The organism is Streptomyces sp. NPDC002156 (assembly GCF_053593675.1).
Genome location: NZ_JBSFDA010000023.1, coordinates 34,727 through 59,301, shown reverse-complemented (window position 1 = coordinate 59,301; position 24,575 = coordinate 34,727). Strand labels below are relative to the sequence as shown.

Below are 24,575 nucleotides of genomic sequence, written 5' to 3'. Positions count from 1 at the left end.
CGGCTCCTCCTACCCCGCTCCGGAGCCCGCTGTCACCCCGCTCGCCCAGAACCTGTCTCCGTACCTGTTTTCCCGCCCGTCTCCCGGACTCTCCCTGCCCATCTCCCGTGCACGCCTACCCCCGTTGCCGCTCCTGAGCCGGAGCCCGGCCGCCGAACCCCCGGTCGGCGGCCGGGCCGGCGGCTCAGTTCTGGTGGGACTGGTAGTGCGTCACGGCGTCCGACGTGCGGCCCGCTCCGTACACCCGGAGGAACTCTGCCAGTTCCGGGTGGGTCGGGGCGAGAGTGTCCGCCGCCTCGATGATGTCGCCGGCGGCGGCCACCGAGCGCAGCAGCGACTGGATCTCGCGGACCACCCGCTTGACCGTGGGCGCCCCCGAACTCGTCGTCGACTGCGTGGTGTTGCTGAGCACCGAACCCCCCTGCGACTTCTTGATCTCGTCCATCCGCTCGGTCGCCTCGGCCGCGCTGACGCTGCCGTCCGCGACCTGACCGGCCAGATCCTGCAGCAACTGCACCCGCTGCACCACTGCCGGATTGCCGATCTTGGCCCGCTGGCCGCTCATCAGCTGTGACAGCATCGGCGCGGACAGCCCCAGTACCCCCGCGAGACGAGCCTGGTTGAGACCAAGATCGTCGATGAGCTTACGGAAGAGCGCCCCCAGCGGCTCTCCGTACCAATTCCGCTGAAGCTCCCGCGCTCTTGCGGTGGCTTCCTGCTGTGCGGCATCCATTGCGTCTCCCCATCGCTTCCCCAAATACCGCGGTTCGCTGTAGCGAACCACGACGAGCATCTTACGGAGAGTGGTCGTCCACGGGGACCCCCAATCCTTTTGCGGGATACCGGGGATGACCCGGTACTCTTGTCGACGGCACCCACCAGGACTTGGTTGTTCTGGGCGGACGCCTTTCCCTCGGGGCCTTAGCTCAGTTGGTAGAGCGCTGTCTTTGCATGGCAGATGTCAGGGGTTCGACTCCCCTAGGCTCCACACCCGAAATGCCCTCTGAACTGCGGAAACGCAGTTCAGAGGGCACCTTTGCAGCTGCCGGCCCGATGGGCCGTGCGCGTCGCGTCAGAGATCGAACTCGTGCGGCGGCAGGTCCAGGGCGAAGCAGGCCTCCCGTACGACCGCCTGCTCGGTCTTGTCGAAGTCACCGTCCGCGCCGCCGATGACGATGCCGATCTGGATCACGGCACGGGCCTCGGCCGGCTTCTTCTTGGCCTTGGCGATCTCCTGGAGCACGGTCACCTTGCCGAAGGCGAAGTCGGCCGTCAGCTTGCCGATGTTCTCGTCGAAACGGCGGCGCAGATCGTCCGCGGGGAAGTTCTGCAGGACGTCGTTCGTGGCGATGAGCTGGGCCACGCGCTGCCGTTCCGCCGGGTCGATCGTGCCGTCGGCCGCGGCGACCAGCGCACACATCGCCATGCTCGCGTCCCGGAACGCGCCGCTCTTCAAGTCGTTCTTCTTCGCCTCCAGTTGGGTCTGCATCGTCGATGCGGACTCCTTGATGCGGTCCCACAGGGCCATGAGAACTCCTCGTTGCTTCTTCGTCTGTTCCTACGTCTGTTTCTACGTTCGTGTAGAAGCTATCAGTCGCCCTTTTCCCTGCCCTGGGTAGCGCCTCCCGCACCCCGATGGTGGGGCCAGCTACACCCCCGGTTCGGGAGTACACGTCATCGTTTCCGAGAGCCCGCGACGGCATCGTTGAACCCAGTTGATCCCCGTGATCCACAGAGGTCCACAGCCACCCCGCCGGAAGGAAACCGCCGTGAAGTCGCAGCTCTCGTCGAAGCCCAGCACGACCGGCGCCGCTGCTGCTCCCGGACCGCTCGCCTCCTTCACCCGGTTCGTCCTGTGCGGCGGTGGCGTCGGCCTCCTCTCCAGCGGCGCCGTCGCGCTGCTCGCGGTGGCGATGCCCTGGGTGCTGGCCAACGCGCTGATCACGGTCGCCTCGACCATCCTGTGCACCGAACTCCACGCCCGCTTCACCTTCGGGGGCGGCAAGCGCGCCGGGTGGCGCCAGCACTGGCAGTCGGCGGGCTCGGCCACCGCCGCCTACGTCGTCACCTGCGTAGCGATGTTCGTCCTGCACCTGGTCCAGTCGTCTCCCGGCATGCTGACCGAGCAGATCGTCTACCTCAGCGCCTCCGGCCTCGCCGGCATAGGCCGCTTCCTGGTCCTCCGGCTGTACGTCTTCGCCGCCGGCCGCAGTAAGAGCACGGTCTCGGTGGTTCCGGTGACTCTGGCGAAGCCGGTGGCGGCGGCGACCCCGGCGACCCCGGCGATCCCGGTGCCCTCGACCGTCCGCCGCACGATCCTCCGGGCCCCGGCCACGAGGGGCATCGGCGGACTGAGGACGAGCCCGCAGCTGGCCGTCTCCTGACGGCGGGGACGACGATGTTTCACGTGAAACGGAGCAGAGCGGTGTTTCACGTGAAACACCGCCGTGGGGTGGGAGACCCTCAGGTCTCCCACCCCACGGCGACACCACACACGAACCGAACCGTCAGCGGCGGTCCTCGTCGCCCTCCGCCGCCTCCGACTCGGCCTCCTTCGCCTCGACCTCGGGGTCAAGATGCGAGGGAGCGGTGCCGTCCACCGATGTCAGACGGCCCGTCTCCGGGACCTCGGTCGCGGCGGGCGGCTCGACCAGCCAGTCGGGGTTGGCCTGCTTGTCCCACCACTTCCACGCGGCGAATGCGCCGCCCGCCAGGATGCCCAGCGCGACCAGCCCCTTGGCGAGCCGGCCCGCCCGGGCCCGACGCTCGTGCTTGCGGGCCAGCTTCCGGATCTCCTGCGGAGTGACCTGACCACGCAGCGCGGCCAGCGCCGCGGCACTACGTGCGGCCGCCTCCTCACGTACGGGCCCGGCCGCCGCGACCGCCCGCTCCACGCGCGGCGCGGTGTAGTCGGCGGCCTGCCGGGCCGCCTTGGCGGTACGGGCAGCGGCTTCGTGAGCGGCATGGTCGACCTTCGGCGGCACATGCGTACGGGCCTGCTCCAGTCGCGGAGCGAGATGCGCGCCGTACTGGACACGGGCCTGCTCCGCGGCCTGGGACACCCTGGGAGCAAGTCGTACGCGTGTCTCGTGGGCGTACTGGGTGGCCCTGTCCTTGGCCGTGTCGGCGTAGGGCGCCACCACGTCCGCGGCGTGCAGGACGCTGTCCTTCGCCGAGCTGGTTGCGGCGCGCACGCTTTCGATGCGGGTCACGGGATCCTCCTCGTCGGTGGCGTACGGTTATCGACTCTCCACCCTTTTACGGATCATGCCTGGCAATACGCCGCGAGGCATGCGAGGGCGGGCATCCGGGTCATGGACGGCCGATCGCACGGGGCTGACGGCACCGGACCGGTCGCATGTGGCAGCGGATGACGATCACATGCAATAGCGATGAATACCGGGCAACAGGAGCTTGTCGTCGACAATGCCACGGATCGCCGTGCCGCGCTCCCGTCCCGTGCCTACTCGACCGGATTTCTGCGCCGTGCCGGAAGCGCAAGCGAAACCGCCGGATTTTCGCTCGGAGGAGGGTGCCGAGCGACGCACGGCATGGACCGTGCGAGGATCGAGGAGTCACAAGAGGACAACGGAAGGCAGATCGTGGCCGAGCAGCTTTACGCCACCCTGAAGACCAATCACGGCGACATCGAAGTCCGGCTCCTGCCGAACCACGCGCCCAAGACGGTCCAGAACTTCGTCGAGCTTGCCACCGGCGGGCGTGAGTGGACCAACCCGGAGACCGGTCAGAAGTCGACGGACAAGCTCTACGACGGCACGGTCTTCCACCGGGTGATCAGCGGATTCATGATCCAGGGCGGTGACCCCCTCGGTAACGGCACCGGCGGTCCCGGCTACCAGTTCGAGGACGAGTTCCACCCGGACCTCCGCTTCGACAAGCCGTACCTCCTGGCCATGGCCAACGCCGGCCCGGGCACCAACGGCTCGCAGTTCTTCATCACCGTCTCCCCGACGGCGTGGCTGACCCGCAAGCACACCATCTTCGGTGAGGTCACCGACGCGGCCAGCCAGAAGATCGTGGACGCCATCGCGACCGCGGCGACCAACCCGCGCACCGACCGCCCGGTCAACGACGTCGTCATCGAGTCGGTCGTCGTCGAGACCCGCTAGGGCTCACCCCAGGGAACCCCTCCCGCCAGCTCTTTTCCGGAGGGGACCAGCAGGGAACCAAACGCCCCGCTCATCCGTAAGGATGGGCGGGGCGGTGCATTGCGTACGACGACCAACCGCACGACGACGGACTGACGGACTTAGGGGATCCCATGGACCAGGCGCCAGGCAGCCCGCAGGGCCCGCAGGACGCCCAGAGCCTGCCCACCTGCTACCGCCACCCGGACCGCGAGACAGGCATCAGCTGCACCCGCTGCGAACGCCCGATCTGCCCCGAGTGCATGGTCAGCGCCTCCGTCGGCTTCCAGTGCCCGGAATGTGTGCGCAACGGCTCCGGCACGGGACACGCGCCCGGCGCCTCCAGGCCGCGCAACATCGCCGGCGGCACCATCGCAGCCGATCCCCGCCTCCTGACCAAGATCCTCATCGGGATCAACCTCGCGGTCTTCCTCGTCGGCCAGATCCGCCCGTCGTTCCTGGACCACCTGGTCCTCGTCGGCAAGTGGCCGCCGGCGCCGTACGTCGCCACGGAGGGCGTCGCCGAGGGACAGTGGTATCTGCTGTTCACCTCGATGTTCGCGCACCAGGCCATCTGGCACATCGGCTTCAACATGCTGAGCCTGTGGTGGCTCGGCGGCCCGTTGGAAGCTGCCCTCGGCCGGGTCCGTTACCTGGTGCTCTACATCGTCTCGGGCCTCGCGGGCAGTGCCCTCACTTATCTGCTGGCCTCCCCGAGCAGCGGCTCGCTCGGGGCTTCCGGTGCCATCTTCGGCCTCTTCGGCGCGACCGCTGTCCTGATGCGCCGCCTCAACCAGGACATGCGGCCGATCATCGCTCTCCTGGTGATCAACCTCATCTTCACCTTCGGAGCGAGCAACATCGCCTGGCAGGCCCACATCGGCGGCCTCGTCGCCGGTGTCGTCATCGGCTACGCCATGGTCCACGCCCCGCGCGAGCGCAGATCCCTGGTCCAGTACGGCGTCTGCGCGGTGGTCCTGGTCGCGGTGGTCGTCATGACCCTGATCCGCACGGGCCAGCTCATCTAACAGCCCCGACCGGTCACTCCTGTCACTGAGTGCCTGTTGTCCACAGTCCGTGGCGCTACCTGTGCACAGTGTGCGGGAACAGCTGTGCCCCCTGTCACCGACCGGAGTTTTCCCAGGTCAGGCAGGGGGCGAACAAGCTTGCGGTTACCGGTGTGTCAGTCGTACCGGCGTCAACACTCGATGAGTTATCCACAGATCGTCGTCTTTTCCCCAGGCGGGGTGTGGAAATTCAACCTGGCTGTGGATAACTCAGCGAAAAGCCCTGGGCAGAGCCCTGAGGGCCCGCCCTGAAGGCCCTACTTCCACTGCGTGGAGACACCGAAGCCCGCGGCGATGAAGCCGAAGCCCACCACGATGTTCCAGTTGTCCAGTGAGTCGATCGGCAGCGTGCCGTCGGTCACATAGAAGAGGACGATCCAGGCCAGGCCGATGAGGAACATCGCCAGCATGACCGGTGCGACCCAGCCGCGGCTGTTCAGTTTGATGGCCGTCGCCTGCTTGGCGGGCGGCGGCGTGTAGTCGGCCTTCTTGCGGATACGTGACTTCGGCACGAGGGTCTCTCCTGTCGATGCGCTGCGTGGCCGCGCAGGGAACTGGGTCGGGCTCCGGGGCAGCGTACAAGGGGACACTTAGTGCTCCCCCGGGCGTCCGTTAGCGTAGTGCTTCCGCGGCGCCGAAGGAGATAAGGGTACGTTGAGCAATTCTGCCGACTCCCCCGGGACGGATTCCAGTCCTGCCCGTAACCGCCGTTTCCGCCCGGTCCGGGTGCTCACCGTAGGGGTCTTCGCCCTCGCGGGGCTGATTTTCTTCACGAGCTTCGACACGGCCAAGGGCACGAACATCCGCACCGACGCCTCCCTGCTGAGGCTCTCGGACCTCATCCAGGAGCGCAGCCACAAGAACGGCCGGCTCGACGAGTCCAACGCGGCCCTGCGCGACGACGTCGAGGCGCTCGCCGAGCGCGACGACGGCAGCACCGAGGCCGAGGACGCCAAACTGGCGGCGCTGGAGAAGGCCGCGGGCACCCAGAAGCTCAAGGGCGAGGCCCTCACGGTCACCCTCAACGACGCCCCGCCGAACGCCACCGCGAAGCTCCCCGGCTACCCAGAGCCGCAGCCCGACTACCTGGTCATCCACCAGCAGGACCTCCAGGCCGTGGTGAACGCCCTCTGGCAGGGCGGGGCCAAGGGCATCAAGGTCATGGACCAGCGGCTCATCTCCACCAGCGCCGTCCGCTGTGTGGGCAACACGCTGATCCTCCAGGGACGCGTCTACTCACCCCCGTACAAGATCACGGCGGTCGGTGACCCGGAGAAGCTGAGGGACGCGCTCACGGCGTCCAAGGCGATCCAGAACTACATGGTGTACGTCAACGTCTACGGGCTCGGCTGGCAGGTCGACGAGGACGGGACGGTGACTCTGCCCGGCTACTCGGGCACAGTGGATCTGCAGTACGCGGAACCTGTGAAGTAGCTCTCGTAGCTCACCACTGGGGGGCCTGTGTCGGGGCGCGTGATCATCAGGGCGGTCAGTGAACTGTGTGTCACGGTGGGCACGGTGATCGTGCTCTTCGTCGTGTACGTGCTGTTCTGGACCGGTGTGAAGGCCGACGGCGTCATGGACGACCAGATCGACCAGTTACAGGACCAGTGGTCGAAGGGCACGGTGACACAGGCGCCGGAGCCGGAGCCGTCGGCCACTCCCACGAGTACGGCGGGCCCCAAGCCGCCCGGTCCCTACAGCTCGGGCAAGCCCTTCGCGATCATGTACATCCCGCGGCTCGGTTTCACGTGGAACAAGCCGGTGCTCGAAGGCACGAAGACGAACACCCTGAAGAAGGGCCTCGGCCACTACGCCACCACCGCACGGCTCGGCCAGGAGGGCAACTTCTCGGTCGCGGGCCACCGGCGTACGTACGGCGATCCGTTCAAGGACTTCCCGAAGCTGCGCCGCGGGGACGCGGTGGTGCTGACGGACGGGACGACGTGGTTCACGTATCGGATCGACAAAGGCCCCTACAAAACCGTGCCCACGGACATTGAGGTGATCGATCCTGTGCCACGTAAGAGCGGGTACACGCGCTCGGGCCGTTATCTCACGCTGACCACGTGCGATCCGGAGTGGGGGCACAGCCATCGACTGATCGTCTGGGCACACCTGGATTCCACACAGCCTGTGGAGGCCGGGAAACCCGAGGCGCTGCGCCGTTAATCTGGTGAGGTACGCGTGAGTCCGGTGCCGCGAGTCGGGTGCCGTGGGCGACGGAAGGGACGGCATGTACGGCTGGATCTGGCGGCATCTGCCGGGGAACGCGTGGGTGAAGGCGCTGTTCTCCCTCGTACTGGCGCTGGCGGTGGTCTATGTGCTCTTCCAGTACGTCTTCCCGTGGGCCGAACCTCTCCTCCCCTTCAACGATGTGACGGTGAACGACCAGTGAGCGCGCGGATTCTCGTCGTCGACAACTACGACAGCTTCGTCTTCAACCTGGTCCAGTACCTGTACCAGCTGGGCGCCGAGTGCGAGGTGCTGCGCAACGACGAGGTGTCGACTGCGCACGCGCAGGACGGCTTCGACGGTGTGCTGCTGTCGCCGGGCCCGGGTACGCCCGAGGAGGCCGGCGTCTGCATCGAGATGGTGCGCCACTGCGCGGCCACCGGGGTGCCGGTGTTCGGGGTCTGCCTGGGCATGCAGTCGATGCAGGTGGCGTACGGCGGTGTGGTGGACCGCGCCCCCGAGCTGCTGCACGGCAAGACGTCCCTCGTGGAACACGAGGGCAAGGGTGTCTTCGCCGGCCTCCCCACGCCCTTCACGGCGACCCGCTACCACTCCCTGGCGGCGGAGCCGGAGACGGTCCCGGCCGAGCTGGAGGTCACGGCCCGTACGCACGACGGGATCATCATGGGCCTTCGGCACCGCGAACTCCCGGTCGAGGGTGTGCAGTTCCACCCCGAGTCGGTGCTGACGGAGCACGGTCACCTGATGCTGGCCAACTGGCTGGTGGAGTGCGGCGACCGGGGTGCCGTGGCGAGGTCGTCGGGGCTCGCCCCGGTGGTGGGCAGGGCCACGGCGTGACCGCCCTGCGCCCCGAGCGCGAGTCCGGCTCCGCGTACGGAGACACCGGCGACCAGGGACCCTCGTACGGGCAGCAGGAGCCGTACGGGGTGCCGGGTGCGTTCGAGGCGCCGGCGGAGCGGCCGGTGGATCCGCTGAGCGACCCGTTGCCGGGGCAGCGGAACGATCCGCCTCCGGGCAGCGGGCGGCGCAGGCGCGGCCATGCGCGGCCGTACGACGCCTCGGCCGAGCAGGGGGCGGCAGAGCACCGCGGCTCCGGGCCGGAGTCGGGGTACGACTCGCGGGGGTACGCGCAGGACTGGCAGGTGGGGGTGTACGAGGAGCAGGTGCCGTACGTGGCTCCTGCTGCGGTCCCTCGTGCGACGCAGCCGTCCGTGGCTCCTCCCGTGGTGCTGCCGCCGGTCGACGAGGAGACGGTGGCGCTGCGGCTGGCGGACCTGCCGCGAATACCCGACGAGGACTCGGTGTCGGCCGCCTCCGCCGGCGCAGGGGCCACAGGCGCCTCTGAGGGCCCTTCGGCGGCCGGTGGACGGGCGGCGCGCCGGAAGGCCGCCAAGGCCCGTCACGGGCGCCATGGAGGCCCTCAGGAGGCATCGGAGGGCGCGGCCGCCGATTCGGCGGAGGGTGCGCCCCTCTCGCGGGTGGCCGCGCGGCAGGCGGCGCGGGCGCAGAAGCCGGGCGTGGCCGTGATGGCGAGCCGGGCGATCGGCGAGGTGTTCATCACCACCGGCGTGCTGATGCTGCTGTTCGTGACCTACCAGCTGTGGTGGACGAACGTACGGGCGCACGCGCAGGCCGGGAACGAGGCGACGAGCCTCCAGGACGACTGGGCGAGCGGGAAGCGGGCGCCGGGGGTGTTCGAGCCGGGGCAGGGGTTCGCCATCCTGGACATCCCCAAGCTGGACGTGGTGGTGCCGATCGCGGAGGGCACCAGCAAGAAGAAGGTGCTGGACCGGGGGATGGTCGGTCACTACGCGGAGGGCAGCCTCAACACGGCGATGCCGTCGGCGGCGACCGGCAACTTCGGGCTCGCGGGGCACCGCAACACGCACGGTGAGCCCTTCCGGTACATCAACCGGCTGAAGAAGGGCGACGCGATCGTCGTGGAGACGCAGGACAAGTACTACGTCTACAAGATGGAGGCGATCCTGCCGGTCACGTCGCCGAGCAACACGAGCGTGCTGGACCCGATCCCCAATGGCTCGGGTTTCACCGAGCCGGGCCGCTACATCACCCTTACGACGTGTACTCCGGAGTTCACGAGCAAATACCGGATGATCGTGTGGGGCAAGATGGTCGAGGAACGGCCGCGCAGCAAGGGCAAGCCGGACGCGTTGCTGTAGCAGCGGCGGTGGGCTCGTGCAGTAGCAGTGAGGGCGATGAAGAGTGGCAGCGACGACGGACCACGACGAGCAGACCGCGGACGCGTCCGTTTCCCCTTCGCAGGCCGCCCGTCCCAGGGGCACGACCGGCAAACTGGCCACCGCGGTGAGCGTTTTCGGTGAACTCCTCATCACGGCGGGCCTGGTGCTGGGCCTGTTCGTGGCGTACTCGCTCTGGTGGACGAACGTCGTCGCGGACCGCGAAGCGAACAAGCAGGGCGACGAGGTACGCGACCACTGGGCCGACGCGGACACGGGTCCCGGCGCCCTGGACACCAAGGACGGCATCGGCTTCCTGCACGTCCCGGCGATGAGGAACGGCGAGGTCCTGGTCAAGAAGGGCACGTCGTCGAAGGTCCTGAACGACGGCGTCGCCGGCTACTACACGGACCCCATCAAGTCGGCGCTCCCCCAGGCGAAGTCGGGCAACTTCACGCTGGCGGCCCACCGGGACGGCCACGGCGCCAAGTTCCACAACATCGACAAGCTGAAGAAGGGCGACCCGATCGTCTTCGAGACGAAGAACGAGTGGTACGTCTACAAGGTCTACGACACCCTCCCGGAGACCTCGAAGTACAACGTCCAGGTCCTGTCCCCGATCCCCAAGGAGTCGGGGAAGCGGAAGGCGGGGCGCTACATCACCCTGACGACCTGTACCCCGGTGTTCACGTCGGAGTACCGGTACATCGTGTGGGGGGAGCTGGTGCGGGTGGAGAAGGTGGACTCGGAGCGGACGGTGCCGAAGGAGTTGCGGTGAGGTGACTGAGCGCCTGCAAGGCGCTCAGTTGTCTAGCATGGCCGAGGCCCGAAGCCGCAACTTGCTCTTGCGGCTTCGGGCCTTTTCCGAGCTACGCCGTGGTCACTCCAGGATCTTCAGCGGTGCTCCGGCGCTCCACTCCTCCGGCAGCCCACGGTGTACGGCGGTGATGCCGCCGACGGCGGCAACGCTCAGGGCCTCAGAGGTGAAGGGGCAGGTCGCCACGTAGAGGGCCACTTCCGCGGCGTACAGCACCTTCGCCGAGCCGACGAATTTCTGGACGTCGGGGCTGGTGATGTTGAGGTAGGGCGCGAACCTCTTGCACTGGACGACGAGGCGTCGTCCGTCGGCCGTGAGCGCGATGATGTCGACGCCCCGGTCTCCGTGACCGCCTTGCACGACGACGTTCGTACAGCCGTCGCGGCGCAGCAGTTTGGCCACGTGGTGCTCGAACGTGCGGCCGTTCATGGCGTCCATGGAGGCCATGACTCCGGGGAGGGGACGGCCCTCGTGCGGGCTTTCGAGCCTCTGCAGCCGGGCGTGGTGCTGCCGGAGCCGTTGCTCGACTCGCTGGACGCCGGCCCGCAGGGCGATCAGCTCCCTGCGGTGCTCGCCCGACGTTTCGATCAGGGCGTTGAACATGGGGACGACGGTCTTGCCGAGGATGTGGGTGATGCGTTGGTCGATGTGGTCGTCGAGGGAGGCGACGTCCTGCTGGACAGGGTTGTCCACAGGCTGGGTGCGTGCCAGGTACTCCATGTCCAGGAGGTACACACGCACCTGACGTGCGACTTCGCTGTCGCGGAGGAGCATGGCGACGTTGAGGACGGCTCGGCGCGACCAGAGAGCGAGGCTGGAGCGCCGCTGTGGATAACTGCCGGAAGAGGAACTCAAGTTGAGTTCCTGATATTCACGCAGGTCAGCGCCCTTGAGGATGTGCAGGCCGTTGGATACGAGTTCTTGCCGGTGGCGAGTGAGCAGGTTGTTGACGACCGTCTCGGCGACCTCGAAGTACGTCGCCACCATCGCCGTGGTCACATGCATCCCGTCCGGCAGCAGCGACAGTGCTTTCACCCTGTCGAGCACATCCGTACGTTCCAGCGCGCTGTCGCGGAGCGACTTCGACTCCAACAGTGCCGTTTCGTTGATCACGTTCTGTCTCCTCGACTCGTCGGGTTTTCCTCACCCGTCCAACGAGTCCAGGCATACGAAGTTCTGGTCGGATTTCGCACATGGGTATGAGTGAGCCCCGGCGCCTTCTCAGGTGCCGGGGCTCAGCTGCGTGACAAGAGACGTCAGCCGAAGATGCCGCCGTTGTCGTTGTCGCCGTTGTTTCCGCCGTTGTTGTTGCCGAAGCCGACGCTCTGGAGCGTGACCTGGGTGTTGCCCGGGTCGTCGACCTCGTTGCCGCCCTGCGGGTCCTGGCCGGTGACGATCGCGGTGTCGCTCTGGTCGCTGTCGTTGGTGAACTGGATGTTGGTGAAGCCGGCCGCCTGCAGGGTCTGCTTGGCCTGTCCGACCGTCTGTCCGACGACGTTCGGGACCTCGGTCTTGTCGACCGCCTTGCCGATCTGGATGGTCACCGTGGAGCCCGGGTCGGCCTGGGTGTTGGCCTGGGGCGAGGTCGCGATGACCTTGCCTACCTGGTTGGCGTCCTGGGTCTCGACCTCGGTGCACTCGCCGACGAGGCCGTTGGCATCCATCTGCTGCTTGGCGGCGTCACAGTCCTGGCCGGTGACGTCCGGGACGGTCGACTTCTCTTCTTCCTTGGCGACTTCGAGCGTGACCGTGGAGCCCTTTTCCAGCTCGGTACCGGGGTCCGGGTTCTGGCTGAGGACGGTGCCCGGGCCCTGGGAGGACTCGGTCTCCTTGGTCTTGACGTCGAAACCCTTGTCCTGAAGCTGGGACGTGGCCGTGTCGACGTCCTTGTCGATGACGTTCGGCACCGCGATCTTCGGCGCCCCGGTCGACACCACCAGCGCGATGGTGTCGCCCTTCTTCACGTCGACCCCGGCCGCCGGGTTCTGTTCGCAGATGTTGCCCTTGGGCTCCGCCTCGCAGGCCTTGTTCGTGAACGTCAGTTTCAGGTCGACGTTCAACGCCGCCTTCTCCGCGTCGTCCTTGGTCTGGCTGACGAAGTTGGGGTTCGTGATGGTGGCGTCGCTGACGTTCTGGCCGTCGAAGATCCACCTGCCGATCAGGACCGCGCCCACCAGCACCAGCAGTCCCGCCACGACCAGCAGGATCGTCGAGGTGTTCGACTTCTTCGGCTGCTGGCGCCGTCGGGGACCGCGGTCGTCGTAGCCGTAGCCGCCGTCGTCCGGGTTCATCGGGGGGAGCATGGTGGTCGCGCCGGCGTCGGAGCGCAGGGCGGTGGTGGCCTGGTCGTCGGGGTAGCCGTAGCCGCCGTAGCCGACCGCGCTCATGGCCGCCGCGGCGACCGGCTGGCCGTCGAGGCAGGCCTCGATGTCGGCGCGCATCTCGTCGGCGGACTGGTAGCGGTAGTCCGGGTCCTTGACCAGGGCCTTGAGGACGATGGCGTCCATCTCGGGCGTGATCTCGGGGTCGAACACCGACGGGGGCTGCGGTTCCTCCCGTACGTGCTGGTAGGCCACCGCGACCGGGGAGTCCCCGATGAAGGGCGGACGTACCGTCAACAGCTCGTACAGCAGGCAGCCGGTCGAGTACAGGTCGCTTCGCGCGTCGACCTGTTCGCCCTTCGCCTGTTCCGGCGAGAGGTACTGGGCCGTTCCTATGACCGCCGATGTCTGCGTCATCGTCATGCCGGAGTCGCCCATCGCGCGGGCGATGCCGAAGTCCATGACCTTGACCTGGCCGTTGCGCGTGAGCATCACGTTCGCCGGCTTGATGTCTCGGTGGACGATGCCGCTTCTGTGGGAGTACTCCAATGCCTGGAGAATCCCGATCGTCATCTCCAGTGTCCGCTCGGGCAGCAGCTTGCGGCCCGAGTGGAGGAGTTCGCGGAGGGTCGAGCCGTCCACGTACTCCATGACGATGTACGGGATGGACGTCCCGTCGATGTAGTCCTCGCCGGTGTCGTACACGGCGACGATCGCGGGATGGTTGAGCGAGGCGGCCGACTGGGCCTCCCGGCGGAACCGGGCCTGGAAGGAAGGGTCGCGCGCGAGGTCGGCGCGCAACGTCTTCACTGCCACGGTGCGGCCCAGGCGGGTGTCATGTGCGAGGTATACCTCCGCCATGCCACCACGGCCGAGCACCTGGCCCAGCTCGTACCGGCCGCCGAGGCGACGCGGCTCTTCCATAGCTTCCTACCAGCCCTCTCCGTCGGTCCCGACCGCACCTGCTGTGTGGTCCGGCGGTGTGCCGTCCGGGGATACGGTACCCGGGTTCATTTGTGTGACCTGGCCAAGCCCGTCAGCCGATACCGGACCGGTATCGCAACGTGCACCGATGTGAAGGGGACGTGACGGGGCTCACTGCTTGCTCGCGATGACCGCCTCCATCACGCTCTTGGCGATGGGCGCGGCCAGACCGCCGCCCGAGATGTTGTCGCGGACGGCGCCCTCGTCCTCGACGACGACCGCGACGGCCACCGGTGAGCTGCCGTCGGCGAGCTTGGCGTACGAGATGAACCAGGCGTACGGCTTCTCGCTGTTGTCGACGCCGTGCTGGGCGGTGCCGGTCTTGCCGCCGACGGTGACGCCGGAGATCTGGGCGTTCTTGCCGGTGCCGTCCTTGACGACCGTCTCCATCATCGACTGGAGGATCTGGGCGTTCTTGGAGGACAGCGGCTGGCTCATCTCCTCGGGCTCGGTCTGTTCGAGCACGTCGAGGTTGGGGGCCTGGAGCTTGTCGACCATGTACGGCTTCATCAGCTTGCCGTCGTTGGCGATCGCGGAGGCGACCATGGCCATCTGCAGCGGGGTCGTCGCGGTCTCGAACTGGCCGATCGAGCTGAGCGCGGTCTGCGGCTCGTCCATCTTCTCGGGGAAGTTGGAGGCGCTGGAGCGGACCGGAACGAACTGCTGTTCGTTGAAGCCGAACTTCTTGGCCTCTTCGAGCATCTTGTCCTTGCCGAGGTCGGCGCCGATCTTGCCGAAGACGGTGTTGCAGGAGTACTGCAGGGCGACGCGCATGGTCGCGTTCTTGCAGGGGATGTTCCCCTCGTTCTTCAGCTCGGTCGTGGTTGTCGGCAGGGTGTAGGGGAGCGGCGAGTCGGTCTTTTCGTCGGCGTCCGTGTAGAGGCCGTTCTCGAGGGCCGCCGCCGCCGTCACGACCTTGAAGGTGGAGCCGGGCGGGTAGATGTCGCGCAGGGCCCGGTTGAGCAGGGGCTCGTTCGGGTCCTTGTCCTTCTGGAGCTTCTGCCAGGCCTCCGCGTCCTTCGTCGAGTTCCCGGCGAACACCGAGGGGTCGTACGAGGGGAAGGAGGCCAGGGCGAGGATCGCGCCGGTGGACGGGTCGATGGCGGCCACCGCGCCCTTGCCGCGGCCCTTGAGGCCGTCGTACGCGGCCTTCTGGGCGGCGGCGTTGAGGGTGGTGACGACGTTGCCGCCCTGCTTCTTCTTGCCCGTGATCATGTCGAGGGTGTTGCGGAAGAAGAGCCGGTCGTCGTTGCCGGTGAGGATGCCGTCGTCGATGGACTCCAGCTGCGTCGCGCCGAACGCCTGCGAGGCGTACCCGGTGACGGGCGCCCACATGGCGCCGTCCTTGTAGGTGCGCTTGTACTCGAAGTCGCTGCTGTTGGACGTGGTGGAGCCGGTGATCGACTTGCCGTCGACGATGATGTCGCCGCGGGGCGTGGCGTACCGCTCGATGGCGACGCGGCGGTTGAGGGTGTCGTCCTTGAGGTCGTCGGCCCGGACGTACTGGAGCCAGTTGTCGCGGACGAGCAGGGCGAGCACGAGGAGCCCGCAGAAGATCGCGATCCGGCGCAGGGGCTTGTTCACGGTCGGACCACCTGGGTCATCTCGGCGTCGGGACTGGGGGCCGGGGCGGGCGCCGGCCGGCGGGCGGTGTCGCTGATTCTGAGCAGGATGCCGATGAGGGCCCAGTTGGCGATGACGGAGGAACCGCCGTACGCCAGGAACGGCATTGTCATACCGGTGAGCGGGATCAGGCCCATGACACCGCCGGCGACGACGAAGACCTGGAGGGCGAAGGCGCCGGAGAGGCCGATGGCGAGGAGCTTGCCGAAGGGGTCGCGGGCGGCGAGGGCGGTGCGGACGCCGCGTTCCACGATCAGGCCGTAGATGAGCAGGATCGCCATGACGCCGGCCAGGCCGAGTTCCTCGCCGAAGGTGGCGAGGATGAAGTCGGAGTTGGCGGCGAAGCCGATGAGGTCGGAGTTGCCCTGGCCGAGGCCGGTGCCGAGGGTGCCGCCGGAGCCGAAGGCCCAGAGGGCCTGCATGGACTGCTCGGTGTGGCCGGCGACGCCCTTCTGGCTGAGCAGGTATTCGTTCATCGGGTCGAGCCAGGCCTCGACGCGCTGCTGGACGTGCGTCTCGAAGCTGGCGACGCCGACCGCGCCGGCCGCCGACATCAGCAGACCGAAGACGATCCAGCTGGTCCGCTCGGTGGCGACGTACAGCATGATGATGAACATTCCGAAGAACAGCAGCGACGTACCGAGGTCGGTCTCGAAGACGAGGATCAGGATCGAGATGATCCAGACGACGATGATCGGTCCGAGGTCGCGGCCGCGGGGCAGGTACAGGCCCAGGAAGCGGCGGCTGGCGAGGGCGAGGGCGTCGCGCTTCACCATCAGGTAGCCGGCGAAGAAGATCGCGAGGGCGATCTTGGCGAACTCGCCGGGCTGGACGGTGCCGAGGCCGGGGATCTTGATCCAGATGCGGGCGCCGAAGATGTTGACGCCGAGGCCCGGTACGAGGGGCAGGATCAGCAGGACGATCGCGCCGGCCATGGAGATGTAGGTGTAGCGCTGCAGGATGCGGTGGTCCTTGAGGAAGACCAGTACGGCCACGAACAGGGCGACGCCCAGCGCGGAGTACAGCAGCTGGCGGGGTGCCGCCTCGACGAATGTGTCCCGCAGCTGGAGCCGCTTCGACTGGTCCAGGCGCCAGATGACGACCAGGCCGACGCCGTTGAGCAGCGTGGCGAGGGGCAGCAGCAGGGGGTCCGCGTACGGGGCGAACTTGCGTACGACGAGGTGGCCGACGCCGGCGATCAGGCCGAGGCCGAGGCCGTAGCTGAGCAGGCCGGCCGGGACCTTGTCGTCGATGGCCAGACCCACGTTGACGTAGGCGAACACCGGGATGACCACGGCGAACACCAGCAGTGCCAGTTCGGTGTTGCGTCGGCTGGGTGTGCCGATCGCGCCGATCGTGGACGTGTGGTGTGTCGGACTGTTGGTTGTACTGCTCATCGTATGAAGTGGCCCCTCACGGCTTGCCTACTGCTTACCGCACTGCGAGACCAGCTTCTGCTCTTCCTCGGAGAGGCTGGGGCCGGGTGTGGGAGTGGGTGCGGTTGTGGACGGGGACGCCGATCCGGACGGCGTCGGGCTCGGCGTTGCCTTGGACGCGGCGGCGGTACGGGTGGTTCCCGTGGTGCCGCCGGCCTCGCCTTCGCCGGTCTCGGCGTTGTTCGCGTTGCCGGCCGCGCGCCGGGCTTCCTGCTTCTTGCACGCGGAGGCCTGGGTGGCCAGTTCGGAGATCTTCGACTGGGCGTCCTTGAGGCCGCCCTCGGTGATCGTGGCCTTGACCTGCTTCTGCTGGTACGACGGCAGGTACTTGAGTTCGATCTCGGGGTGGTCCTTCTCGACCTTCGAGAGCGAGACCCAGGCCAGGTCCTGGCTGATGCCCCGGTACAGCGCGACGTGCTCGTCGTTGGCGCCGACGTAGTACTGGGTCTGGGTCCAGCGGTAGCCGCCGTACAGGCCCCCGCCGATGACGGCGAGGGCGAGCGTGACGTACAGGGTTCTCTTGAACCACCTGCGGCCGGCGCTGGGCTTGACGAAGTCCTCGTCGGTGTAGCCGCCGAAGCCGCCGGTCTGGATGTAGCCGGTGGTGTCGCCGGAGCCGGGCGGGCCGAACTCGCCGCCCCCGCCGTGCGCGGGGCGCTGCCGGCCGAGCCCGGAGGCGCGTCCGGCGGGCGTCTGCATGGCGCCGCCGTCGTGCAGGTTGTGCTGGTTCTCGGCGACCGCGCCGACCACCACGGGTACGTCGGACAGCTGCCCGGCGAGGGTGTCCCCGGTGTCGAGGTCCAGGACGTCGGCGACGATCACGGTGATGTTGTCGGGGCCGCCGCCGCGCAGGGCCAGCTCGATGAGCTGCTGCACGGTCTCCTGGGGGCCCTGGTAGCTGGCGAGGGTGTCTTCCATGGTCTGGTGGGACACGACGCCGCTCAGGCCGTCGGAGCAGATCAAGTACCGGTCGCCGGCGCGGACTTCGCGGATGGAGAGGTCGGGCTCGACGTGGTCGCCGCTGCCCAGCGCGCGCATCAGCAGGGAGCGCTGCGGGTGGGTGGTGGCCTCTTCCTCGGTGATGCGGCCCTCGTCGACGAGGCGCTGCACCCAGGTGTGGTCCTGCGTGATCTGGGTGAGGACGCCGTCGCGGAGGAGGTAGGCACGCGAGTCGCCGACGTGTACGAGGCCGAGGCGCTGGCCCGTCCACAGGAGGGCGGTGAGCGTGGTGCCCATGCCTTCGAGCTGGGGGTCCTCCTCGACCATCATGCGGAGCTGGTCGTTGGCCCGCTGCACGGCGGTGCCGAGCGAGGTGAGGATGTCGGAGCCGGGGACGTCGTCGTCGAGGGCGACGATCGTGGAGATCACCTCGGAGGAGGCGACCTCACCGGCCGCCTGTCCGCCCATGCCGTCGGCGATCGCGAGGAGGCGGGGACCGGCGTAGCCGGAGTCCTCGTTGCCCTCGCGGATCATGCCTTTGTGCGATCCGGCGGCGAAGCGCAGTGACAGACTCATGCGCACCTCGCCCGTCGGCTCCGGGTACATCCGCACGGTGCCCACCCTCCGGTCGGGAGCGCGCCGCGGTCCGTCGCGTGGACCGCCGCCGCGTGCTCGCTCCGCTCGCGCCTATTCATGATGTAGCACTACTTCCGCAGCTCGATGACGGTCTTGCCGATGCGGATCGGCGCGCCCAGCGGAATCGGTGTGGGAGTAGTCAGTCGGGTCCGGTCGAGATAGGTGCCGTTCGTGGACCCGAGGTCCTCGACGATCCACTGGCCGTCCCGGTCCGGGTAGATCCTGGCATGCCTGCTGGAGGCGTAGTCGTCGTCCAGCACGATGGTGGAGTCGTGGGCCCGGCCGAGCGTGACTGTCTGCCCCTGGAGCGCGACGGTGGTGCCCGTCAGGGTGCCCTCGGAGACGACCAGTTTGCTGGGTGCGCCCCGGCGCTGCCTGCCGCCGCCGGACGGCTGCTGCTGGCGTTGCTGCGGGGGCGCGGCGGCCTGTCGGGCGGCCGCCTGCTGCTGGCGGCCGCTGTCACGCCTCGACCCGCGCTGGGTGACACGCGTACCGAACAGGTCGCTGCGGATGACCTGCACGGCCACGATCACGAACAGCCACAGTACGGCCAGGAAACCCAGCCGCATGACCGTGAGGGTCAGCTCTGACATTGCCCCCGCTTCACCCTTCGGCTTGCCGGTAAATGATGGTGGTGCTGCCCACGACGATCCGCGAGCCGTCGCGGAGCGTAGCGCGGGTGGTGTGCGTTCCGTCCACCACGATGCCGTTGGTGGACCCGAGATCCTGGATCGTCGGGGGCGTTCCGGGACGGATCTCACAGTGCCGGCGCGAGACGCCGGGGTCGTCGATCCGGACGTCGGCCTCGGTACTGCGGCCCAGCACCAGCGTCGCGCGGGTGATCTGGTGGCGTGCGCCGTTGATCTCGACCCACGCGCGCGTGCGGCCCGCTCCCGCTGTCGGCCGCTGTCCCATGGGCGGACCCGCCGGGGCGGCTCCGGGACGTCCGCCGGGCGGCGGTGCGGCGGGCATCGGGGGCGGTGCGGCGGCCGGCGGATAGCCGTAACCACCTGCGCCTGCGCCCGCGCCGGGCCTGCCCATCGGCGGTGCCGCGGGAGCGGCGGTGCCGGGGCCCGGGCGGCCGGGTGCCTGCTGGTTGGTGGAGGAGGCGAGCGTACGGCTGCGGACCCGGTACAGACCGGTGTCCAGGTCGTCGGCCTTCTCCAGGTGCACCTTGATGTCGCCCATGAAGGTGTAGCGCTGCTGCTTGGCGTAGTCCCGCACCATCCCGGCGAGTTCGTCGCCGAGCTGCCCGGAGTACGGGCTGAGGCGGTCGTAGTCCGGTGTGCTCAGTTCCACGATGAAGTCGTTGGGTACGACGGTCCGGTCGCGGTTCCAGATGGTCGCGTTGTTGTCGCACTCGCGCTGCAGCGCACCCGCGATCTCCACGGGCTGGACCTCGGACTTGAACACTTTGGCGAAGGTGCCGTTGACCAGACCTTCGAGACGCTGCTCGAACTTCTTCAGGACTCCCATGGGGCACCTCCTCCTGGTTGCTGCTCTGTCTGAGCCGTGCGTGCCGTACTTGGTACTGCTTACTGATCGTATCCACGCGCCGGGAAATCGGCTGGTTCCCCCTGTCAGCCCGGTCGACGGGTGTCGACGCCTGACGAAGTTCCCTGAGAAGCTCCCCTTCGAACTCCTCGGGCGTACTCAGATCGTAGAGGCGGCGCCAAACCAGTGTCCCGCACCTGACTGTGCAGCTTGCCCGCCTCCTGAGGAGATGGGCTGGACCGGTACGAGGTTGATACGTGAACCGGCACGTGTTGATACGTAGTCGCAGCCGGTCCGGCTCGGTCGGGGTGACCAGGGGCGGAGGGAAAGGGATGTGAACCCACCACCTCCAGCGTGCTAATCTTCTCGATGTCGGAAGGCCCCAGCACCGCCAGGAGCAGGGGCCGAGGACACACCCAATGCGCGGGTGGCGGAATAGGCAGACGCGCTGGATTCAGGTTCCAGTGCCCGAAAGGGCGTGGGGGTTCAACTCCCCCCTCGCGCACAAGTGAACGGCCCTCATCGTGATCACGATGAGGGCCGTTTCGTTTTGCTGCCGTGACGGTTCGCTGTGTGATTTTCCTGTCCGTGTGAGCTCTCTCACTGAGGTGCGGTGTCCTCGAAGAGGATGTGCCGCAGGATCCGGGTGAGGTGTGCGGTGAGTTGCCCGGGTGGCATCGAGGCGAGTGGCTCGGTTCGGGCGATGTAGCGGCTGAAGGCCACTCCGATCATGTGTGACCCCACGAGTGCCACGCGGGTGTCCAGGTCGTCGCCGGGTGCTGCCGGGGCATCGGGGAGAGCCCGGACCGGTAGGCGGCGGCGCTGTTCTCCTGCATGGCGACCAGGAGGTGGGCCGCCGCGTGCTCGTCGGACGCGGCGCTGCGCACGAGGGCGACGAGCGGGTCGTTGGCGGCGGGCTGAGCGAACTCGGCGCGGAACACGATGCGCTGGACGCCGCACTGGACGTGCTCGCCGCCGCTCCCGGGCGGGACGGCGCGGACCGGACGGCGTTGGCCGCCGCGGCAGCCGGTGCGCGCGACCTGGTCCACCGGCAACTCGATCACGAGGAACCGGTGCTGTTCCCCGCGCTGGCGGCGCACATTGCCGGACGAGGCATGGACAGGGTTCTCCCGCGCGGTGATCGCCTCGGCGCCGCCCGAGGGCGCCCACCTCAACCTCGGTTTCTTCGAACAGGCGGGCACTCCCGCCGAGCTCGCGGTGGCCGCGGCGAACCTCACCAGCAGGGACAAGGCACGGGCCGAGACCATCGCCGCCCGGGTCGGCGACGGCACCCGGGGACTGGCCCTCGACCAGGCCCGACCCGAGACGATCAGAGCCTCGTTGGCCGACGTGACCGAGGTCGACAACCTGGTCATCACGGCGGTCGGACAGGCCGCGAACACACTCGCGCGGTTCAACATCACCGACGCCGTGACGGCCGTGACCATGAAGGTCGTCGGCTACGCCGAGACGGTCCGTGTGCTGCGTGACCGGTTGAACCCGGGCGCCTCCGTCGTTCTTTTCGGTGGGCTCGCCAAGGAACGCCCTATCCGGGTCTGATCGGCGACAGCCCCGAATGGCGTGACGTTCCCGACCCGCCGCACTCGGACCGGACACCGATCGGACGACTGGTGACGACGGCCGAGATCGCCGACGCCACCGACTTCCTGCTCCGCAACACCGGCATCAATGCCCATGACCTGTACACCGACGGCTGTCTGCCGGCCACCTGACCCGCGACACCGGGGTACGTCCCGCGAGCCGGTCCGGGGCCGAAGAGTTATCCACAGGCTCTGACGGGATTTGTCCGGTGGCGGTACGGTCGTCGCGAGTTGATGTTGACAGTGGTGAACGAAGCGGGGGAGGCGGTCGCGATGACCGAGGTCGGTACGGAGTCTGCGGGTACCGGAGCGGCGCCGAGCCGGGCACGGGAGCTTCCCCGGGTGCATGGCTTCGCCCAGTGGCAGGCGGCGGGCTCCTCCCCCAAGGAGGAGGGGAAGGCACTGCGGCGACAGGTCCCCCGGGCCGCGCACGCCTCCTTCGACTCCGGCACGGACGGTTCGCGTCCGGACGCGGAGGCGGCGGTCAAGGAGTCCAACCTCGGCCGTATCCCCGAGCTGACCCCGATAAGGGTGGGCAGGATGGCGGCCACCCCGTTCGCGTTCCTGCGCGGTTCGGCGGGCCTGATGGCGTACGACCTGGCCCGTACGCCGATGACCAGGATCCGGGCCCAGATCTGCGGCGACGCCCACGCGGGCAACTTCGGGCTGTACGGGGACGCGCGCGGCGGTCTGGTCATGGACCTCAACGACTTCGACGAGACGGTCCTGGGCCCCTGGGAGTGGGACCTCAAGCGGCTCGCCGCCTCGCTCGTGCTCGCGGGCCGGGAGGCGGGCGCGGACGAGGCCACCTGCCGGGGGGCGGCGCACGGCGCGGTCGGCGCGTACCGCCGCACGATGCGGCTCCTCGCGAAGCTGTCGGTGCTGGACGCGTGGAACGCCATCGCGGACGAGGAACTCGTCTCCTACACGGACGCCCACGACCTGATCGGCACGCTGGAGCGGGTCTCCGAGAAGGCGCGGGGCAACACCAGCGGGCGCTTCGCGGCCAGGTCGACGGAGGTCACCGAGGACGGCGGGCGGCGTTTCGTGGCCGCCCCGCCGGTGCTGCGTGAGGTGCCGGACCCGGAGGCCACGGTGGTGGCGGCGTCCCTGGAGGAGTACGTGGGCACTCTGTCCGAGGACCGGCTTCCGCTGCTGGCCCGGCACTCGGTGCACGACGTGGCGTTCCGGATCGTGGGCACGGGGAGCGTGGGGGCGCGGTCGTACGTCGTGCTGCTGCTGGACCACCGCGGTGAGTCTCTCGTGCTCCAGGTGAAGGAGGCCCGTCCCTCGGCGCTGGTTCCGCATCTGGCGACCGCCGGCTTCGACCCGGTGGAGGCCACGGGCGCGATGCACGAGGGGCGCCGGGTGGTGCTCGGGCAGAAGCGCATGCAGGTCGTCAGCGACATCCTCCTCGGCTGGACCACCGTCGACGGACTGCCTTTCCAGGTACGGCAGTTCCGCAACCGCAAGGGCAGCGTCGACCCGGCCGCCCTCTCCGCCGACCAGGTCGACGACTACGGCCGGATGACGGGCGCCCTCCTGGCCCGCGCCCACGCCCACAGCGCCGACCCGCGGCTGATCGCCGGCTACTGCGGCAAGAGCGACGAGCTGGACGAGGCGATGGCGACGTTCGCCATGTCCTACGCCGACCGCACGGAGGCCGACCACGCGGATCTGGTGGAGGCGGTGCGGGCGGGGAGGATCGACGCGGAGATGGGGGTGTGACGGTTGTTACGGGGGACGAGGGACGGGGCAGCGCGGGGTCTGTTCGGTGGCCTTGGCTGCGCGGGTGAGCCGTGGCCTACGCTGGGCGGGTGACGACCCCGGAAGCTGAGCAGTCCTCGTCCGTGCCCGAAGCCGACGGGCCGCGGGAGCCCCTTGACGCGCAGGCGCCGTCCGGCGCGGCCGATCGGACCGGGGGCGCGGCCGAGGGCGTGGCTGAGGCGGATCGGCCCGAGGCGCGGCTGGAGCGGGCCGTGCGGGCCGCCGAGCAGGCGCTCATCGAGTACGAGATCGCCGTCGAGACCTTCCGTATCGAGGTCGAGAACTTCTCCCGGCTGCACCACCAGAAGCTCGGCCCGATGTACGCCCGCCTCGACGAACTGGACGCCAGCATCGCCGAGGCGAAGGCCGCGCGGACCGGTGATCCCGAGGATCTGCTCGCGGCGCAGGAGGCGCGGGCGCGGGTCATGCCGATGCCCGGTGTCGAGGAGCTGTTCCACGGCTGGATGGACTCGGAGGGGCTGTTCCCGGAGGCCGTGGCGATGCTCACCGACCAGCCGGTGCGGCCTCCGCAGCGGGTCCGCCCGAGTGACGAGGCCCGCAAGCTCTACCGCGAACTGGTCCGCAAGGCCCACCCCGACCTCGCGCAGGACGAGGAGGAACGGGCGCGGCGCGACGAGTTCATCTCCCGGGTCAACGCCGCCTACGGGCGGGGTGACGAGGGGCTGCTGCGGGAGCTGGCCGAGGAGTGGGCGGCCGGTCCGGCGCCCGCCGAGTGGCAGCCGAGTCACAGCGAGGAGCTGTACGCCCGCCTCGAATGGCTTTCCCAGCGCAAGGAACTGCTCACGCTGGTCGCCAGTGAGCTGGAGGAGGGCGCGATCGGCGCGATGCTGAAGCTCGCCCCGGACGACCCCGACCGCCTCCTGGAGGAGATCGCCGAGCAGCTCCTGGCGCAGGTCGCGCAGCGCGAGAGGGAACTCGCGGAGTTGCTGGAGCAGTGACCTGGGTATCGTCGGGGACATGAGTTTCGGAGCTGGTGTGCCCACGGTCGAGGTCACGGACCTCAAGGACGGCGACTTCCTGCTGGACGTCCGCGAGGACGACGAGTGGCAGGCGGGGCACGCCGAGGGGGCGTTGCACATCCCGATGAGCGAGTTCGTCGCCCGCTACGGCGAGTTGACCGAGGCGGCACCGCAGGACGGCCGGGTCAACGTGATCTGCCGTTCCGGTGGCCGCTCGGCCCAGGTCACCAACTACCTGGTCCAGCAGGGCATCGACGCGGTGAACGTCGGCGGCGGTATGCAGGTGTGGGAGGCGGCGGGCCGTCCGGTCGTGACCGACGAGGGCGCGCCGGGCTTCGTCGCCTGAGTCCCGTACCCCGCCCCGGTAC

The 24,575-nt window shown here is 68.6% G+C and carries 26 protein-coding genes and 2 tRNA genes; 15 read left to right on the top strand and 13 right to left on the bottom strand.

The annotated features are described in order from the left end of the window. Positions 1–184: 184 nt before the first annotated feature. Positions 185–733, bottom strand: coding sequence for a helix-turn-helix domain-containing protein (locus ACWCRB_RS13030; RefSeq protein ID WP_235476814.1), 549 nt, complete (start codon positions 731–733; stop codon positions 185–187). Between the two features lie 182 nt (positions 734–915). Here ACWCRB_RS13030 and ACWCRB_RS13025 point away from each other — a divergent pair. Beyond that, positions 916–988 (top strand) — tRNA-Ala (locus ACWCRB_RS13025). An 84-nt stretch (positions 989–1,072) separates the two neighbouring features. On the opposite strand, the gene ACWCRB_RS13020 is transcribed toward ACWCRB_RS13025, so the two are convergent. Continuing rightward, positions 1,073–1,528 carry a tellurite resistance TerB family protein gene (locus ACWCRB_RS13020; protein ID WP_235476813.1) on the bottom strand — a complete coding sequence of 152 codons (456 nt, stop codon included), beginning with the start codon at positions 1,526–1,528 and terminating at the stop codon, positions 1,073–1,075. Between the two features lie 241 nt (positions 1,529–1,769). Here ACWCRB_RS13020 and ACWCRB_RS13015 point away from each other — a divergent pair, with 241 nt between their 5' ends. Next, a complete protein-coding gene (locus ACWCRB_RS13015; protein ID WP_450996100.1) occupies positions 1,770–2,384 on the top strand; it encodes a GtrA family protein in 615 nt (204 codons plus the stop codon). Between the two features lie 123 nt (positions 2,385–2,507). Here the strand turns inward: ACWCRB_RS13015 and ACWCRB_RS13010 are convergent, their stop codons facing one another. After that, on the bottom strand, positions 2,508–3,212 hold the full coding sequence (locus tag ACWCRB_RS13010) for a DUF5324 family protein (protein ID WP_450996099.1): 705 nt from the start codon (positions 3,210–3,212) through the stop codon (positions 2,508–2,510). Between the two features lie 390 nt (positions 3,213–3,602). Between ACWCRB_RS13010 and ACWCRB_RS13005 the strand changes: the two genes are divergently transcribed. Together ACWCRB_RS13005 and ACWCRB_RS13000 are read left to right on the top strand one after the other, a co-directional pair. After that, on the top strand, positions 3,603–4,130 hold the full coding sequence (locus ACWCRB_RS13005) for a peptidylprolyl isomerase (RefSeq protein ID WP_450996098.1): 528 nt from the start codon (positions 3,603–3,605) through the stop codon (positions 4,128–4,130). 152 nt (positions 4,131–4,282) lie between these two features. Then, positions 4,283–5,176, top strand: a complete 894-nt coding sequence (locus ACWCRB_RS13000; protein ID WP_450996097.1) for a rhomboid family intramembrane serine protease — start codon at positions 4,283–4,285, stop codon at positions 5,174–5,176. A 296-nt stretch (positions 5,177–5,472) separates the two neighbouring features. Here ACWCRB_RS13000 and crgA read toward each other — a convergent pair whose 3' ends face one another. Then, the gene (gene crgA, locus ACWCRB_RS12995) at positions 5,473–5,727 is read right to left on the bottom strand and encodes a cell division protein CrgA (protein WP_006383246.1); all 255 of its coding nucleotides are present in this window, start codon (positions 5,725–5,727) and stop codon (positions 5,473–5,475) included. A 142-nt stretch (positions 5,728–5,869) separates the two neighbouring features. On the opposite strand from crgA, the gene ACWCRB_RS12990 reads away from it, so the two are divergent. From ACWCRB_RS12990 to ACWCRB_RS12965, 6 genes are read left to right on the top strand one after another with little or no spacing between them, the layout of a single operon-like run. After that, positions 5,870–6,649: a DUF881 domain-containing protein gene (locus ACWCRB_RS12990; RefSeq protein ID WP_450996096.1), complete on the top strand. Its 780-nt coding sequence runs from the start codon at positions 5,870–5,872 to the stop codon at positions 6,647–6,649. Between the two features lie 27 nt (positions 6,650–6,676). Next, positions 6,677–7,387, top strand: coding sequence for a class E sortase (locus ACWCRB_RS12985; RefSeq protein WP_450996095.1), 711 nt, complete (start codon positions 6,677–6,679; stop codon positions 7,385–7,387). Positions 7,388–7,430: 43 nt separating this feature from the next. Next, positions 7,431–7,613, top strand: a complete 183-nt coding sequence (locus tag ACWCRB_RS12980; RefSeq protein ID WP_189149527.1) for a hypothetical protein — start codon at positions 7,431–7,433, stop codon at positions 7,611–7,613. Beyond that, on the top strand, positions 7,610–8,248 hold the full coding sequence (locus ACWCRB_RS12975) for an aminodeoxychorismate/anthranilate synthase component II (protein WP_369029156.1): 639 nt from the start codon (positions 7,610–7,612) through the stop codon (positions 8,246–8,248). Before ACWCRB_RS12980 ends, ACWCRB_RS12975 begins: the two co-directional genes overlap by 4 nt. Continuing rightward, positions 8,245–9,591, top strand: a complete 1,347-nt coding sequence (locus ACWCRB_RS12970; protein WP_450996094.1) for a class E sortase — start codon at positions 8,245–8,247, stop codon at positions 9,589–9,591. Before ACWCRB_RS12975 ends, ACWCRB_RS12970 begins: the two co-directional genes overlap by 4 nt. Before the next feature lie 43 nt (positions 9,592–9,634). After that, positions 9,635–10,387: a class E sortase gene (locus ACWCRB_RS12965; protein WP_450996093.1), complete on the top strand. Its 753-nt coding sequence runs from the start codon at positions 9,635–9,637 to the stop codon at positions 10,385–10,387. A 102-nt stretch (positions 10,388–10,489) separates the two neighbouring features. On the opposite strand, the gene ACWCRB_RS12960 is transcribed toward ACWCRB_RS12965, so the two are convergent. From ACWCRB_RS12960 to ACWCRB_RS12930, 7 genes are all read right to left on the bottom strand, one after another. Beyond that, on the bottom strand, positions 10,490–11,539 hold the full coding sequence (locus tag ACWCRB_RS12960) for a restriction endonuclease (RefSeq protein WP_450996092.1): 1,050 nt from the start codon (positions 11,537–11,539) through the stop codon (positions 10,490–10,492). A 143-nt stretch (positions 11,540–11,682) separates the two neighbouring features. Then, the gene (gene pknB, locus ACWCRB_RS12955) at positions 11,683–13,671 is read right to left on the bottom strand and encodes a Stk1 family PASTA domain-containing Ser/Thr kinase (RefSeq protein WP_450996091.1); all 1,989 of its coding nucleotides are present in this window, start codon (positions 13,669–13,671) and stop codon (positions 11,683–11,685) included. A gap of 171 nt (positions 13,672–13,842) precedes the next feature. Beyond that, entirely contained in the window at positions 13,843–15,315 is a 1,473-nt protein-coding gene (locus tag ACWCRB_RS12950) for a peptidoglycan D,D-transpeptidase FtsI family protein (RefSeq protein ID WP_450996090.1), read from the bottom strand. After that, positions 15,312–16,751 carry an FtsW/RodA/SpoVE family cell cycle protein gene (locus tag ACWCRB_RS12945; protein ID WP_369029162.1) on the bottom strand — a complete coding sequence of 480 codons (1,440 nt, stop codon included), beginning with the start codon at positions 16,749–16,751 and terminating at the stop codon, positions 15,312–15,314. The genes ACWCRB_RS12950 and ACWCRB_RS12945 overlap by 4 nt, the downstream gene beginning before the upstream one ends. A gap of 27 nt (positions 16,752–16,778) precedes the next feature. Continuing rightward, complete coding sequence (locus tag ACWCRB_RS12940) at positions 16,779–18,335, bottom strand: Stp1/IreP family PP2C-type Ser/Thr phosphatase (protein WP_450996115.1); 1,557 nt, start codon at positions 18,333–18,335, stop codon at positions 16,779–16,781. A 98-nt stretch (positions 18,336–18,433) separates the two neighbouring features. After that, on the bottom strand, positions 18,434–18,958 hold the full coding sequence (locus ACWCRB_RS12935) for an FHA domain-containing protein FhaB/FipA (RefSeq protein WP_164315837.1): 525 nt from the start codon (positions 18,956–18,958) through the stop codon (positions 18,434–18,436). A gap of 10 nt (positions 18,959–18,968) precedes the next feature. Continuing rightward, on the bottom strand, positions 18,969–19,841 hold the full coding sequence (locus ACWCRB_RS12930) for an FhaA domain-containing protein (RefSeq protein WP_369029163.1): 873 nt from the start codon (positions 19,839–19,841) through the stop codon (positions 18,969–18,971). Positions 19,842–20,280: 439 nt separating this feature from the next. On the opposite strand from ACWCRB_RS12930, the gene ACWCRB_RS12925 reads away from it, so the two are divergent. Beyond that, positions 20,281–20,364: transfer RNA gene (locus ACWCRB_RS12925), tRNA-Leu, on the top strand. A gap of 95 nt (positions 20,365–20,459) precedes the next feature. On the opposite strand, the gene ACWCRB_RS12920 is transcribed toward ACWCRB_RS12925, so the two are convergent. Continuing rightward, positions 20,460–20,591, bottom strand: a complete 132-nt coding sequence (locus tag ACWCRB_RS12920; protein WP_450996089.1) for a TetR/AcrR family transcriptional regulator — start codon at positions 20,589–20,591, stop codon at positions 20,460–20,462. Continuing rightward, positions 20,588–21,034, bottom strand: a complete 447-nt coding sequence (locus tag ACWCRB_RS12915; RefSeq protein WP_450996088.1) for a hypothetical protein — start codon at positions 21,032–21,034, stop codon at positions 20,588–20,590. The genes ACWCRB_RS12920 and ACWCRB_RS12915 overlap by 4 nt, the downstream gene beginning before the upstream one ends. Here ACWCRB_RS12915 and ACWCRB_RS12910 point away from each other — a divergent pair. From ACWCRB_RS12910 to ACWCRB_RS12895, 4 genes are all read left to right on the top strand, one after another. Further along, positions 20,997–21,419 (top strand): hypothetical protein, encoded by a 423-nt coding sequence (locus ACWCRB_RS12910; protein WP_450996087.1) that lies wholly within the window; start codon positions 20,997–20,999, stop codon positions 21,417–21,419. The genes ACWCRB_RS12915 and ACWCRB_RS12910 overlap by 38 nt on opposite strands. Positions 21,420–21,733: 314 nt before the next feature. After that, positions 21,734–23,188 carry a DUF2252 domain-containing protein gene (locus ACWCRB_RS12905; RefSeq protein WP_450996114.1) on the top strand — a complete coding sequence of 485 codons (1,455 nt, stop codon included), beginning with the start codon at positions 21,734–21,736 and terminating at the stop codon, positions 23,186–23,188. A gap of 89 nt (positions 23,189–23,277) precedes the next feature. Beyond that, positions 23,278–24,186: a hypothetical protein gene (locus ACWCRB_RS12900; protein ID WP_450996086.1), complete on the top strand. Its 909-nt coding sequence runs from the start codon at positions 23,278–23,280 to the stop codon at positions 24,184–24,186. 37 nt (positions 24,187–24,223) lie between these two features. Further along, positions 24,224–24,553 carry a rhodanese-like domain-containing protein gene (locus ACWCRB_RS12895; RefSeq protein ID WP_369029269.1) on the top strand — a complete coding sequence of 110 codons (330 nt, stop codon included), beginning with the start codon at positions 24,224–24,226 and terminating at the stop codon, positions 24,551–24,553. Positions 24,554–24,575 lie beyond the last annotated feature (22 nt).

What these genes read in the sequence shown, in the direction of transcription:
- ACWCRB_RS13030 (WP_235476814.1), bottom strand. Translation starts at nt 733, where the DNA reads ATGGATGCCGCACAGCAGGAAGCCACCGCAAGAGCGCGGGAGCTTCAG.
- ACWCRB_RS13020 (WP_235476813.1), bottom strand. Translation starts at nt 1,528, where the DNA reads ATGGCCCTGTGGGACCGCATCAAGGAGTCCGCATCGACGATGCAGACC.
- ACWCRB_RS13000 (WP_450996097.1), top strand. Translation starts at nt 4,283, where the DNA reads ATGGACCAGGCGCCAGGCAGCCCGCAGGGCCCGCAGGACGCCCAGAGC.
- pknB (WP_450996091.1), bottom strand. Translation starts at nt 13,671, where the DNA reads ATGGAAGAGCCGCGTCGCCTCGGCGGCCGGTACGAGCTGGGCCAGGTG.
- ACWCRB_RS12945 (WP_369029162.1), bottom strand. Translation starts at nt 16,751, where the DNA reads ATGAGCAGTACAACCAACAGTCCGACACACCACACGTCCACGATCGGC.
- ACWCRB_RS12940 (WP_450996115.1), bottom strand. Translation starts at nt 18,335, where the DNA reads ATGTACCCGGAGCCGACGGGCGAGGTGCGCATGAGTCTGTCACTGCGC.
- ACWCRB_RS12935 (WP_164315837.1), bottom strand. Translation starts at nt 18,958, where the DNA reads ATGTCAGAGCTGACCCTCACGGTCATGCGGCTGGGTTTCCTGGCCGTA.
- ACWCRB_RS12930 (WP_369029163.1), bottom strand. Translation starts at nt 19,841, where the DNA reads ATGGGAGTCCTGAAGAAGTTCGAGCAGCGTCTCGAAGGTCTGGTCAAC.
- ACWCRB_RS12920 (WP_450996089.1), bottom strand. Translation starts at nt 20,591, where the DNA reads ATGATCGGAGTGGCCTTCAGCCGCTACATCGCCCGAACCGAGCCACTC.
- ACWCRB_RS12905 (WP_450996114.1), top strand. Translation starts at nt 21,734, where the DNA reads ATGACCGAGGTCGGTACGGAGTCTGCGGGTACCGGAGCGGCGCCGAGC.